Source organism: Parazoarcus communis SWub3 = DSM 12120 (assembly GCF_003226565.1).
Taxonomy (GTDB): domain Bacteria; phylum Pseudomonadota; class Gammaproteobacteria; order Burkholderiales; family Rhodocyclaceae; genus Parazoarcus; species Parazoarcus communis.
Genome location: NZ_QKOE01000008.1, coordinates 44525 through 57700, shown reverse-complemented (window position 1 = coordinate 57700; position 13176 = coordinate 44525). Strand labels below are relative to the sequence as shown.

Below are 13176 nucleotides of genomic sequence, written 5' to 3'. Positions count from 1 at the left end.
CTTGATCAACTACCCACTTTTGAAGCATCAACGAAACGGACCGGCTCTACCGAGAGCGTGCGCCAAGGCGTCCCATCGACATCGGCAGCCAGGTTGACCCAACGCCCCCGAACCGCCACACCGCCACCGGCCAGCGGGACGGATGCGATCAGGTGCAAGGTATTCCCGATGCTGCCGCCACCGACGAAGGATTGTTCCAGTGCGGTGGTATCGATACCCACCGCACCGGCGTCCCGGGCAGTGGCGATCTGTGCGGCCACCTCGGCCCGGCCTCCCGCCAGCAACAGCAGCACCTCGTAGGGCGCGGCCATCGGATTGACGCCCTGGGCCGATCCCGACCACACGGAAAAAAGACCTTGGATCATATCAAATAGATCAAGCTCCATCCCGAGAACCTGCATCAGATCCTCCGGCACGGTAAACGGCTTGTTGCGGGGACGGAACGCCACCCCTGCCGCGACGTAAGCCTCAGCCTCGGCCCCTTGCGGCAGAGGGGCATCATCCTGGTCACGCCAATCGATGATCCGCTGCGCCAACACCTGCGCTTGCGCCGGACTCAAACCTGCGCGCTGCTCCAGCGCCAGTCGCAGCAGCGCCTCAGGCGCCGCATTGAGGTTGATGTAGCCACTTGCAGGCACCACCGCCAACTCGATGGCAACCTCCTCGAACGTGTAGACCTTCCTCGTCATCCGATCCGGCGGTGGCGCACTGGTACGCCAGTCCAGCAAGGCCATCTGGATGGCGGCGTCGCCCAGCGCGGCCGCACGCGCGATTTCAGTCCGCGACTGCGCCACCCGGATCTCGGCAGTCGAGGTGGTCTGCATGCTGGCCACCAACAGCGTCAGGGCCGCAACGATCCATAACACCGCGACCAGCGCAACACCGCGCTGCCGGAAAGCCAGGACAGATTCGCCGGACATTCGAGGATGAGTCATTCCACCGGTCCACTCACGATCCGGATGCCGCCGCCCGAATCAGGCGGTGAGATGGAGACGAACAGCGGCCCCCACGCCCGCCCGGTCGCGGCGATGTCGATCCGCACACGCGCCGGCAAGCGCTCCGGATCCTCCCAGATCGCCTGCCAGAGCGGCGCCTCTTCCCGGCTGGCCGGCTTGATCTGGTAGGCCAGACGAAACGCCTCAATGCCTTCGACCAGCACATGTCGCGCCTCGTGATGCGCCGCCTGCACCCGGTCTCCGCCCACATAGGGCGCGTAGATCAACATCAGGCTGTCACCTCCTGCGTCGCGTACTCTCGACAAGCGAAAATGATACAGACCGCCGATACCGAACCGCGCCGGCATCCTGCCCACCCAGTTCAGTTCATCGGCAGTGCCACGAAAGAACACCGCCTGGCTGCCATCCGGCAAGGTCTCCTTGAGTCGCTGCACCGATTGCGACAAGGTCGCACGCAGGAAGTCGCCCACCAGCCACGCCGAACCACTCTTGTTGGTCCGCTCGTCGAGACGCGATGCGCTGGCGCCGAAGGTGCCCAGGGCACTGAGCAGGCCGAGCATGATGAGCGAGAAAATCGACAGCGCGATGACCACCTCGACCAAGGTGAAACCAGCCACAGACTGTTTGCCGTCACCACGAGACGAGAGACCGCTCACTGCGTAGCCTCCGTCACACTCAGTCCTCGCTCCGGAAGCAGACTGACCAGGCTCACGCCCTGCCGGCCACCAGCCCACTCGACCCGCACCTCGACACGGTAAAGCGGCCAGCCTGGCGAGGCCTCGCGACCGGTCGGATAAGGCACAGCGCTCAACTGCCAACGCATGCCGTCCACCGTACCCTGCTCGGTGAGTCCGCCTGCCGGCACCGTGCCGTGGGCATCCAGCAGCGACTGCGCAAGAAACAAGGCGCCGGCGCGCTGCTCCGCCGCCTGCACCCCTTTCACACTTCCCCCGGCAGCGTTGTACAGCGCCCCCAGTGAAAACGCCATGATCGCCATGGCGACGATCATCTCCAGCAAGGAAAAGCCTGCCTGCCCGGACGGCAGCGGCGCATGGCGGGACAGGCCTGTGACCCATGACGTCATCGAACAACCGGCTCCTGCTCGATGTGACCCAGCAGCCAGTCGACCCGGAGTCTGACACCTTCACCCGAGGAGGCACGGAGGATGTCTACACTACCGCCAGTCGCCCCACCCTGCGGCAGGAAACGGATGGCGCTGCGGCCACGCTGGAAGGCCTCGGTACTGGCAACAGTGACTCGCACATCAACCGAGTCCGGGAAGCGCCCGAATCCGTGATCGCTGACGCCATAGCTGCGTTGCTCGAGATCCACGACGAAACTGACCGGGCGGCCGCTTCGCTGCGCCTCGTTACGTGCCGTGCGCATACCGGCAAGCACCTCCCTGACCACGCTGCGATACTCCATCGCCTGCTGCAGCCGGGCATAATTGGTGGCAATCGCCCCCACCAGCAGCGCAGCGATCGCAATGGCAACAACCAGCTCGATCAGCGTGAACCCACGTTGCAAGACGCGCCCTTACTGCCAGTTGCCGACGTCCGCGTTCTCACCTTCGCCACCGGGCGCCTTGTCTGCCCCCAGCGAATAGATGTCGACCTCGCCACGCTTACCCGGCGTCTCATACTTGTAGGGGCTGCCCCAGGGATCCTTGGGCAACTCGCTTTTCTTCAGATAGGGACCATTCCAGCCCGGTGCCGAGGCCGGCTTGACCACCAGGGATTCCAGCCCCTCTTCGGCGCTCGGGAAACGGCCGACGTCCAGCTTGAACAACTCGGCAGCCTGCTCCAGATCCTTGATCTGCACGGCCGCGGTCTTGGACTTGGCGCCACCCAGCTGGCCGAGGACGCGCGGACCGACCAAGCCTGCAAGCAAGCCGAGGATGGCCAGGACGACCAGGAGTTCGATCAGGGTAAAACCCAACGCACGCGTTGTGCGACGAAAAACATGACGATTCATAGGAACATCCGTACAAGTGTGACAAAGCATGCCCGCGATGGGCATAAAGACCCGATTGTATGCCCGACGTCAGACCCCGCCTGTGTCGGGCACTGGAATATTCGCATCAAAACATTTCCGCACGACGGTCATTGACTCACACGGCAAGTTCATTGACCGACAGGATGCCCAGCAAAATGGCAACAATGATTGCTGCAATCGCCGCACCCAGCACCAGGATGAGCAGGGGCTCGAGCAGGGTCAGTGCACGCTTGACGCCGGACTGCACTTCACCGTCGTAAATGCGCGCCAACTCAAGCAGCATCTGGTCAAGCTTGCCGGTTTCCTCACCCAGGCGGACCATATTGAGCGCCAGCGGCGAGAACAGCGTGGTCTTCTCCAGCGCAGTCGCCACCCTGACGCCCTGCTTGATGGCAGGCGCGACCCCTTCCATCGCATCACGCAGGCAATGGTTGCTCATGGTTTCAGCGGCGATCTTCAGTGCGCTGACGATCGGCACGCCATTGCCCAGCAGCGTGCCCATGCTGCGCGCAAAACGGGTGATCTCGTACTTCATCGACACCCCGCCCAGCACCGGCAGGCGCAGCACGAAGGCGTCCCACCAGCGCCGCCCGGTCGGCCCCGCCAGCCAGCGCCGGACCAACCAGCCCCCCCCGATGAACAACGCCCCCAGCAACCACCACCAGTCGCCGACGAAATGGCCGGCAGCCACGATGATACGGGTTGGCAGCGGCAGCGCATCGCCCATGTCGTTGAACAACCCTTCGAACTGGGGAACGACGAAACCCAGCATCAGGAACACCGAGATGGCGGCGACGAACACCAGGATGGCGGGGTAGATCAATGCCGACTTGACCGACTCGCGCAGGGACTTGACGCGCTCGAGGTGCTCGGCAAGACGGCCAAGGACCTCGGCCAGCTGACCACCGACCTCGCCGGAGCGCACCATATTGACGTAGAAATCGCCAAACAGCGCGCGATGCGGCTCAAGCGCCTGGGACAGGCCCTTCCCCGCCTTGACCGATTTGAATACGTTTTCCAGCAGCTCGGCTACCGAGGCTTTCGCGGCCATGCCGATCAGCACCCGCAAGCCACGATCCAACGGCAGACCGGCACGCAGCATGACCGACAACTCACTGGTCAGATTATGGACATCGTCCTGGGTGAGGCGCCCGTCGCCCCGCCCCCGGCGCACGGCCCTGGGGGCCTGGACAATTGGCACAGCCGCTGCCACAGCAGCTTCGATCACCAGCGGCGCCCAGCCTTTGGCCTGCAGCAGACGAAATGCCGCATCGCGATTGGCCGCCTCAATCCGGCCGTCATGCATGCTGCCGCCCGCGTCTGCAGCCTTGTAGGCAAACTCAGGCATTGCCTTGATCCTGGGTGACGCGCAAGACCTCCTCCAGCGAGCTGACGCCGTCAGCGACCTTGCGCAATCCATCCTCGTAGAGGGTCAGCATACCGCCCTGACGCGCCACGTTGTGCAAGGTGGTGGCGTCGGCACCGCTGAGGATGGACTGGTGCGCTGCCTCGTCCATGACGAAGAGCTCGTGGATCGAGGTGCGCCCCTGGTAGCCTGTCTGACGGCAGGCGGGGCAGCCTCTGGCGGTATAGATTGGCGCGCCGGGCGCAGGCATGTAACGGTCCAGCCCGGTTCGCGCCAGCACCTCGGCGCTGGGCACCACGGCCTCCTTGCAGTGCGGACACAGCTTGCGCAGCAAGCGCTGAGACAGAACGCCATTGACCGAAGAGGTAATCAGGTAGCGCTCCACCCCCATGTCTTCCAGGCGGATGATTGCACCAGCGGCCGTGTTGGTATGCAGGGTCGACAGCACAAGGTGGCCGGTCAGCGCCGATTGCACGGCGATCTGCGCAGTTTCGGTATCGCGCATCTCGCCGATCATGATGATGTCCGGATCCTGGCGCAGGATGGAACGCAAGGCATGGGCAAAGGTCATGCCGATCTGCGCCTGCACCTGGACCTGATTGACGCCATCGAGCTGGTACTCGACCGGGTCTTCCACGGTCAGGATCTTGAGCGCAGCGGAATCCAGCTTGGCGAGCGAGGCATACAGCGTGGTGGTCTTGCCGGAACCGGTCGGCCCGGTCACCAGCAAAATGCCGTGAGGGCGGTCCAGCAACTGGCGAAAACGCGCCAACGTATCGGCCGCGAACCCCATGTCCTCGAGGTTAAGCCGGATGCTGGCGCGGTCGAGCACACGCATCACAACGCTCTCGCCGTGCACCGTGGGCAGGGTGGACACCCGCAGATCGAGTTCGTGGCCCTTGACCCGGTTCTTGATACGGCCGTCCTGCGGCAGGCGCCGCTCGGCAATGTTCAGATGGGCCAGCAACTTGATGCGCGAGGTGACCGCCGCAGCCAACTCGGTGCGCGCAACTTCGGCATCCTGCAGCACGCCATCGACACGGTAGCGCACATGCAGGCCGTCTTCGAAAGGTTCGATGTGGATGTCAGAGGCACGCAGGTCAATGACGCGGGAGATGATCTGGTTGACCAGCCGGATGACCGGCGCCTCGCTCGCCAGATCTTTCAGGTGCTCGACGAACTCACTGTCCGCACCTGACAGCATGGCGTCGTCGTCGCCCTCTTCATCGCTGTCGTCGCCAGCAACGTAGAGTTTTTCCAGCGTGGCGGAGAGCTCCGACTCCAGCGCCAGCACCGGCTGAACGGCCAGCCCAGCCGCCAGCCGGACGGCCTTGAGCAAAAAGGCATCCTGCGGCGTCGCCATCGCCACCACCAGCCGCCCTTCGTCGTGACGCAGCGGCAGCATGGTGTGCGCCAGCAGGTAATCCGGGCTCAGCCCCGGCACTTCCAGCGGCTCGTCAGGCAGGTCCTGCGCCTGCACCAGGGGGATGCCCAGCTGTTCACACAAAGCCGTTGCCACATCGAGCTCCGAGAGCAGCCCAAGGCGCACCAGCACCCGCCCGATCAGCCCCCCCATCTCGGTCTGCGCCGCCAGCGCCTGGTCCAGGTCGCGCTGCGCAAGCCGTCCCTGACGCACCAGTAACTCTCCCAGCAACGGACGGGTGGCGTCCGGCGTGGGTACGACGGGTTCAAGTAGCGCTTGCTTGGTCATGTAGGAACCGGATTCGCGTTCAATTCAGCAGGGCGGAGTCTACCGGAAAAGGTGCCCTCGCCCCACGCTCTCATCTGGGCCGTGCCGGACCCGTCACAAACATCAGCACGCACGACAGCAGGAAGAACAGCCGGTCACGCCGCCGCCGTCGACACTGGCAGGCGTGGCGTGCCAGCCGGAGTGAGCTGGCACGACTGCCGTCGAACCAGGCGAGCACCTGCGGATCCCGGGCGGCGCCAGACAGGTGCGCAATCAGTGCCGCCTGCTGAAACGCCCAGCCAGACCTCACCATCGTCGCGCGGCGCAGCAGCGCCCTCCATCCCGCGTTGACGCCGACCACATTGCTGGCGTGCTGGCGGTAAAGCATGCCTGGCCGCGGATCAATCACCCAGCGGAAACCCTGCGTCCGCGCAAAGGCATAGATGAACCAGTCATGAAGGGCAATGCCGGCCACAGCCTTCCCTTCCCGATCGAGCACCGCGCGCAGCGCCTCGACCAAAGCTGCTGACATGACGTAGGTACACCCCGGACCAGCGGCCTCGAACAGATGGTCCCAACGGCGCAGCGGCTGCGCCTTGTCGACCAAGGACTGACGACCGTCCGGCCACAGCGCAATGACATTGCTGGAGTAGGCATCGCCCCCCTGGCGACGCATCTCGGCAACGGCCCGCACGAGCTTGTCGGAAAACCAGACATCATCCTGATCCGCCAACGCGACATGGTCAAAACCGGTGAAATCGATCTCGCGCAGCAGGTAAAAGAAATTGGCTGCCGCGCTGCCAAAGCCTTGTCCTGAAGGCAGGATGCGCACCCGTGAATCTACCGCCTGATGCCGGGCAAGCCGCTCGGCCGAGCCGTCATGAGACTGATCCACGCCGACGAACACGGTCAGCTCGACACCCTGTTGCCCGAGGATGGAACGAAGTTGCTCGTCAATCCAGTTCGCGCCATTGCAAACCGCCATGCAGACCGCAACACGCGGCACCGCAGGTCGCGTCATCGGTACGGCCCCATGCGGCCAGTCAGACCGTGCCATACCCCCAGGCTCATCATCTGCCAGTGCTTCCACCAGGGCTTGCCGAACACCGAGTAAAAGCCATACTTCAGCAGCAACCGCCAGCCATCTGCCAGCTTCCAGTCGCGACGGGGCCACGTCTGGCGATACAGCCAGATCGCATTGCGCACATGGTAATAATGACGCAGCGGACTGTGCATCGGAATCTGCCGTCCCAGAAAACGGACCGGCGTCTCGCCCAGATCATGCCGCATCCCCGCGGAGCAGACCCCAAAGGACTGATAGCCGTGATGGGCAGCGCGCAAGCCCCACTCGATATCGACATAATCGATGAACAAAGCCTCGGCCATGTCGCCGACGGCATCGAGGGTTTCCATCGGAATGAGGCAACCCGAAGCGATGAGGTAATCGACTTCCACTATGGCGTCCGGACAGGTACACGGCACCCGCTCCACCCTCATGCCGCTTACCCGGATGAAAGGGGGCGGGTTGTTCTGGCGCTCGTCGACATAACGGGGGCCCACTGCAGCGACACGCAAACCCGCATCCCGACGGGACTCAACCGCGGCCTTCAGGCGCGCAACCATGTCGGCCGCCGGCAGGCTGTCCTGATCCGACAACAGCACATACCTGGCACCCAGTTGGCGGGCATGGGCAATACCCCGGTTCTGAGCTGCGGCAATGCCGAAGTTCCGGCCGAGCGGGACGAAAACCAGCGCATCGCCGCGCCCCGGGAAATGGACATCGAGCCAGCCGGCAAGCTCCGTACCTGCCTGGATGCTGCCATTGTCTACCACCACAATCCTGTCGACCTGGAGCAGCATGGCGGCAAGCAGCCTTTGCAGTGCATGATGGTCAGGCAGATAGGTCACGACGACGGCAACAATCACGGCAAGGGGCGCAGATGCACGTTCAAGGGATCAGGGGCGCGCTAGGATACAACGGCCGCTGCGCACCATCAGCAACTTCATGTTTCCATCACGCAACAGGCCGCTGTCGACACGGATGACGCAGCCCATGTGCCCCCCGCTCAAGGACTCGGTCAGCGACCACTCACCGCCATCGGCCGGCTCACGGAATCTTGTGTCAAGCCGCATTCGCCATGACAATGCCGGGTTGCGAAAGCCACCCTGCCGACGCAAGGTAAGTCGGGATGCACGACCTCGACCAACACAAGACTGGATGGATACCCAGATTGATTGCACTGAATGATCTCTCACGCCACATGCAACCGATGCAGGAAGCGCTGCAGGCAGCCTTTGCCCGTGTCCTGGCGCGCGGCTGGTTCGTGCTGGGCCCGGAACTGCAGGCGTTTGAGCAGGCGTTCGCGAGTCAGTTCAGCCTGAACCATGCCGTAGGCGTCGCCAACGGGACAGATGCCATCGAGCTGGCACTACGCGGTGCGGGCATCTGCGCAGGTGACGAAGTCATCCTGGCACCGAACGCGGGCATGTATGCGGCCACTGCGCTGGCTGCAATCGGAGCCACCCCGGTCTATGCGGATGTCGACGATGACCTGAACCTGTCGCCGCAAACAGCGGCAGCCTGCATCACCCCACGCACGCGCGCAATCGTCGTGACCCATCTGTTCGGGCGCATGGCCGACATGCCTAGCTTGCGCCAGTTGGCAGACGACAATGCATTGGTGCTGATGGAGGACTGCGCCCAAGCCGTAGGTGCGGTGCAGCACGGACGCCATGCCGGCGCCTGGGGCGACGTCTCCAGCTTCAGCTTCTACCCCACGAAGAACCTGGGGGCGCTCGGCGATGCCGGGCTGGTCGCGTGCCATCAAGCCTCCATTGCCGCTCGGGTACGCCAGCTGCGCCAGTATGGCTGGACGTCCAAATATGTCGTGGCCGACGGCCCCGCCCGCAATAGCCGCCTGGACGAGCTTCAGGCTGCGTTCCTGTCGGTGCAGTTGCCGATGCTGGCTGACTGGAATGCGCGACGTCGGGCCGTGGCAGCACGTTACGCCAGCGCAAGACATCCCCTTATCCGCCACCCGCGCACCGAGGGTGACGATTACGTTGCCCACCTGTATGTCGTGCGAACATCGAAGCGGGATGCACTGATGGGTCACCTGCGCGACTGTGGCATCAGCAGTGACATACATTACCCGCTGATCGACAGCGACCAGCCCTTCGTGCATGACGATGAGACAAGCGCATCAGTACCGGTCGCCGCGGCAGCGTCGCGGGAAATCCTGACCCTGCCTTGCTATCCGGAGCTCACCGACCACGAGATCGAGCAAGTGTGCAAGGCACTGCTGACCTGGAACGGCGAATGAACTCGCTGATCATCCCGGTCTACCGCAACGAGGCGAACATCCCGGACCTGCTCGGCGCCCTTGCGGCACTGGCCAGCCGGTTGCCGGACCCGCTCGAGGTCATCTTCGTTGATGACGGCAGCCCGGACAATAGCCATGCCATACTGGCCCGCGCACTGCCAGAGATGCCCTTCACCGCCCAACTGCTGCGCCACTCCCGAAACTTCGGCTCGTTTGCCGCCATCAGAACCGGCCTGGAAGCGGCCCGTGGCACCTATTTCGCAGTCATGGCGGCAGACCTTCAGGAGCCGCCGGAACTTGTCGAAGCCTTCTTTCAGCAACTCGGCACAGAGACGGTCGACGTCGTCGTCGGCACGCGCGACAACCGTGCCGACCCGATCACCACCCGGCTGGCCGCGGGCTCCTTCTGGTGGCTTTACCGCAAACTCGTCAATCCGGACGTTCCGCCCGGCGGTGTGGATGTCTTTGCCTGTAACCGCGACTTTCGCGACCAGTTGCTGGCAATGAAAGAAAGCAACAGTTCGCTGATCGGCCTGATGTACTGGATCGGTTTTCGCCGTGGCAGCGTGGCCTACAACCGGCAGGAGCGCATACACGGGAAAAGCGCCTGGACCTTGCGCCGCAAACTGAAGTACATGCTGGATAGCCTGTTTTCGTTCTCCGACCTGCCGGTGCGCTTGCTGCTGGCGGCAGGTGCCGGCGGCATGCTGGTGTCGATCGTTCTTGGCATTGCGGTGCTGGGCCTGCGCCTGTTCAGTGGAACGGCGGTACCCGGCTATACCGCCACGATGATCACCATCCTGTTCTTCGGCGGGCTCAATGCGTTCGGGCTGGGCCTGATCGGGTCCTATGTCTGGCGCGCATTCGCCAACACCCAGAACCGCCCCCTGTCGATCGTGATGAGCCGCCGCGACTTCTCCCCGCCCCCGCCTGACGGAGCCCCCACCCGATGAATCACTTCGTACACGAACTTGGTTGCTGCGAAAGCGCGCAGATCGGCGACGATACCCGGATCTGGGCTTTTGCCCACGTGCTGCCAGGCGCACGCCTCGGTAAGGAATGCAATGTCTGCGACCACGTATTCATCGAGAACGATGTCGTCGTGGGAGACCGGGTCACCATCAAGTGCGGGGTTCAACTCTGGGATGGCCTGCGCGTCGAGGACGACGTGTTCATCGGCCCTAATGCCACCTTCACCAATGACCGCTTCCCGCGCAGCAAGCAGTATCTGGACGCCTACCCCCAGACCCTGGTTGGCAAGGGGGCCTCGATCGGCGCCAATGCCACCATCCTGCCGGGCCTGACCATCGGCCAGTACGCCATGATCGGCGCGGGCGCGGTAGTGACACGTTCGGTACCGCCATACGCCATCGTCACGGGCAACCCGGCGAGGATCATCGGCTATGTGGGCGAGGATACCGGCACCCCCCAAACCCAGGACACCAGCGCCGCATTTCCGGTTGCGCCAGGCCACCGCCCCAGCATCGTGAAAGGCGTCGGCCTGCACCGGATCAAGAAGGTGCACGACCTGCGTGGCAACCTCAGCGTGGGTGAGTTCTCGCGCGATATCCCATTCGAGGTGAAACGCTATTTCCTGGTGTTCGATGTCCCCAGCGCCGCGACCCGGGGAGAGCACGCCCATCACACCTGCCATCAGTTCCTGTTATGCGTGAAGGGAAGCTGTGCCGTGGTTGCAGACGACGGCAGGCAGCGCCAGGAGTATCGGCTCGACAGCCCCGATCTGGGCATCCACCTTCCCCCAATGACCTGGGGCATCCAGTACAAATACAGCGCCGATGCCGTTCTGCTGGTGTTTGCGTCGGAACACTACGATGCCGATGACTACATCCGCAGTTACGACGACTTTCTGACGCTGGCCCGGCGTCCCGCGGCATGACCATGGCTGGCGGCATCGTCCGGGAAGGGGTGCGTTTCCTGGCCAGCGGCGCCGCCAATACGGTGCTCAGCTACCTGCTGTATCTGCTGTTGCTGCAATGGCTCGATTACCTGCCAGCCTACACCATCGCCTACGCTGCAGGCATCTTGCTGGCCTACACCCTGAGCCTGCGCTTCGTCTTCAGGGCACAACACAGCTGGCGCAAGCTGGCCCTCTTTCCGCTGATCTATCTGGTGCAGTACAGCCTGGGCGCCACCGTGCTACATCTGGCGGTCAGCCGCATGGACATTCCTCGGGAGTGGGCCTTGCTTGCCAGCATTGCCGTCACCGTCCCCGTCACCTTCGTACTCAGTCGGGGACTGTTCCGGGCAGCTAAGGCAAATTGAAAGGATGACCCGGCGCCTCGCCCAGCTTGATCAATGTCACGCCATCAACGACCCGCACAGAACCCACTGCAGGCCAGGAAGGCATAGCAGCAAAATGGCGTAGATTGACCTGACGGCTCTCGGGCGGCGCCAGTACCAAATTGGAATAACCCAGCAAGCGCATGTATGGCAGGATACGGTGCTGCGGATTACCGCCATCCCACTCGAAGAAGGAATACCCCCAGGTCGACGACCATGTGCGGGGAAATGCAGATTCGAAGGGCTTCCCACCATGAATATCGACCACCTGCGGCTTCCTGACATCAAATCCGGGATTGCTTTCGGCAATCCGTCGATACAGGTCGGCAGCAAGATGACGGTCGTGCGCCCGGACATAACTATCAACGGCCTGCATACCGTTGACGATATGCAGTATGCCAAACACCGAGACCAGCAGTGCAATGCTCGTCATTGACTCGAGCCAACGGTGTCCACATGTCAGACCAATGACTGCAAACAGCCAGACCACCGATGGAACGGCAACCATGGTACGCAAGGGCATGCCGCCCGAGAGCAGGTGCATGACGAACGGAGTGCCCAGCAGCACGATTCCCAGCAATACATTGCATAGACGCTGCGGAAGCGCGATCCGGGGGCTGGATACAGCCAAAGCCAGAACGCCAAGCACCATCAACAAGGGGAAACCTGGCATCTCGATGCCATAGTACGCCGCATCGCCTCCATACGTCCGACGAAGCGCATCCCATGCGACATCAATCATGGCTATGGGATTGTCGAGCAGCAAACGGATGTTGGCAAACTGTCCAACATAGCCGGAGGCCTGAACACCCAGCAGCTTCAGGAATAGCACATCAATCAGCTTATACAGTGCAATGCCCAGCAACAGCGCGATCAGCAGAACGGAGGCATCAGCTATCAACTTGCGGCACGGTACCGGGCCACGCAGGGACACCCCCAGCAGCACGCCTAGCGACAGGACGACAACGACAAACACATAGGTCTGATAGATACCCATCGCCAAGGCGCTCATCAACGCCACAACGACGAGGGGAATCCATGTCTGACGAGCCTCTCCCAGTTGAACACGGCCCACATAGCGGCTATAGCCCAAAGCAGCCAGGCAGCAGAAAAGCAAACCAAGGCCTGCAGCGCCGATATTTGCTGCAAACGCAGCCAGATAAAGCCAGGTGGGAAATGCGACGAATAGCGGAAACGTCGCGTAGTGGACAAGCCCCGGACGGCGAACCCCATGTGCATCCAACAGTATCAGATAGCCTACAGAGGAAAAAAAACCAAAGACAAAGGTCGCGACGAACGGAATCACCGGATTCGGCAACAGCCACCGCTCAAAGAGGTAGGCACCCCAACGGCCTTGAGTAAGCCATATTTCGGGGGACACACGCACCGCTGCAACCTCGTCATCGATGAGCAGCGTAAAACTGGCGAGTTTGAAGAAATACAGAACCAGAAACAGGCCAATGAGAATCGCCAGTTCCGGTTTAAGGACACGGGCCAGCCACGGCGCACCACTTCGCATGACGGCACTTGTCATGAATGACTCCT

General features: G+C 62.8%; 14 protein-coding genes. 4 read left to right on the top strand and 10 right to left on the bottom strand.

Annotation, left to right across the window (positions count from 1 at the left end; genetic code table 11):
* Positions 1-5 precede the first annotated feature (5 nt).
* The 9 genes from DNK49_RS12675 to DNK49_RS12635 all read right to left on the bottom strand — a co-directional run bounded on the left by DNK49_RS12675 (position 6) and on the right by DNK49_RS12635 (position 7933).
* Positions 6-935 (bottom strand): type II secretion system minor pseudopilin, encoded by a 930-nt coding sequence (locus DNK49_RS12675; protein ID WP_110525076.1) that lies wholly within the window; start codon positions 933-935, stop codon positions 6-8.
* Positions 932-1612 (bottom strand): prepilin-type N-terminal cleavage/methylation domain-containing protein, encoded by a 681-nt coding sequence (locus tag DNK49_RS24120; protein ID WP_165843320.1) that lies wholly within the window; start codon positions 1610-1612, stop codon positions 932-934. Before DNK49_RS24120 ends, DNK49_RS12675 begins: the two co-directional genes overlap by 4 nt.
* A complete protein-coding gene (locus DNK49_RS24115; protein WP_110525267.1) occupies positions 1609-2040 on the bottom strand; it encodes a type IV pilus modification PilV family protein in 432 nt (143 codons plus the stop codon). Before DNK49_RS24115 ends, DNK49_RS24120 begins: the two co-directional genes overlap by 4 nt.
* Positions 2037-2483: a GspH/FimT family pseudopilin gene (locus DNK49_RS12660; protein WP_110525072.1), complete on the bottom strand. Its 447-nt coding sequence runs from the start codon at positions 2481-2483 to the stop codon at positions 2037-2039. Before DNK49_RS12660 ends, DNK49_RS24115 begins: the two co-directional genes overlap by 4 nt.
* A gap of 9 nt (positions 2484-2492) precedes the next feature.
* Complete coding sequence (gene gspG / locus DNK49_RS12655; RefSeq protein ID WP_110525070.1) at positions 2493-2930, bottom strand: type II secretion system major pseudopilin GspG; 438 nt, start codon at positions 2928-2930, stop codon at positions 2493-2495.
* A gap of 136 nt (positions 2931-3066) precedes the next feature.
* Positions 3067-4299, bottom strand: a complete 1233-nt coding sequence (locus tag DNK49_RS12650) for a type II secretion system F family protein (RefSeq protein ID WP_110525068.1) — start codon at positions 4297-4299, stop codon at positions 3067-3069.
* On the bottom strand, positions 4292-6028 hold the full coding sequence (gene gspE, locus DNK49_RS12645; protein ID WP_110525066.1) for a type II secretion system ATPase GspE: 1737 nt from the start codon (positions 6026-6028) through the stop codon (positions 4292-4294). The genes DNK49_RS12650 and gspE overlap by 8 nt, the downstream gene beginning before the upstream one ends.
* A 70-nt stretch (positions 6029-6098) precedes the next feature.
* Entirely contained in the window at positions 6099-7028 is a 930-nt protein-coding gene (locus DNK49_RS12640; RefSeq protein WP_110525265.1) for a glycosyltransferase, read from the bottom strand.
* A complete protein-coding gene (locus tag DNK49_RS12635) occupies positions 7025-7933 on the bottom strand; it encodes a glycosyltransferase family 2 protein (protein ID WP_110525064.1) in 909 nt (302 codons plus the stop codon). Before DNK49_RS12635 ends, DNK49_RS12640 begins: the two co-directional genes overlap by 4 nt.
* Positions 7934-8238: 305 nt before the next feature.
* Here DNK49_RS12635 and DNK49_RS12630 point away from each other — a divergent pair, with 305 nt between their 5' ends.
* The 4 genes from DNK49_RS12630 to DNK49_RS12615 are packed head-to-tail and all read left to right on the top strand — an operon-like array spanning position 8239 to position 11613.
* Positions 8239-9330, top strand: a complete 1092-nt coding sequence (locus DNK49_RS12630) for a DegT/DnrJ/EryC1/StrS family aminotransferase (RefSeq protein ID WP_207806975.1) — start codon at positions 8239-8241, stop codon at positions 9328-9330.
* Positions 9327-10283: a glycosyltransferase family 2 protein gene (locus tag DNK49_RS12625; protein ID WP_110525061.1), complete on the top strand. Its 957-nt coding sequence runs from the start codon at positions 9327-9329 to the stop codon at positions 10281-10283. Before DNK49_RS12630 ends, DNK49_RS12625 begins: the two co-directional genes overlap by 4 nt.
* Positions 10280-11227 carry a WxcM-like domain-containing protein gene (locus tag DNK49_RS24995; protein ID WP_110525060.1) on the top strand — a complete coding sequence of 316 codons (948 nt, stop codon included), beginning with the start codon at positions 10280-10282 and terminating at the stop codon, positions 11225-11227. Before DNK49_RS12625 ends, DNK49_RS24995 begins: the two co-directional genes overlap by 4 nt.
* A complete protein-coding gene (locus DNK49_RS12615) occupies positions 11224-11613 on the top strand; it encodes a GtrA family protein (protein ID WP_207806974.1) in 390 nt (129 codons plus the stop codon). The genes DNK49_RS24995 and DNK49_RS12615 overlap by 4 nt, the downstream gene beginning before the upstream one ends.
* On the opposite strand, the gene DNK49_RS12610 is transcribed toward DNK49_RS12615, so the two are convergent.
* Positions 11600-13165, bottom strand: coding sequence for a glucosyltransferase domain-containing protein (locus tag DNK49_RS12610; protein WP_110525058.1), 1566 nt, complete (start codon positions 13163-13165; stop codon positions 11600-11602). The genes DNK49_RS12615 and DNK49_RS12610 overlap by 14 nt on opposite strands.
* Between the last annotated feature and the right edge of the window lie 11 nt (positions 13166-13176).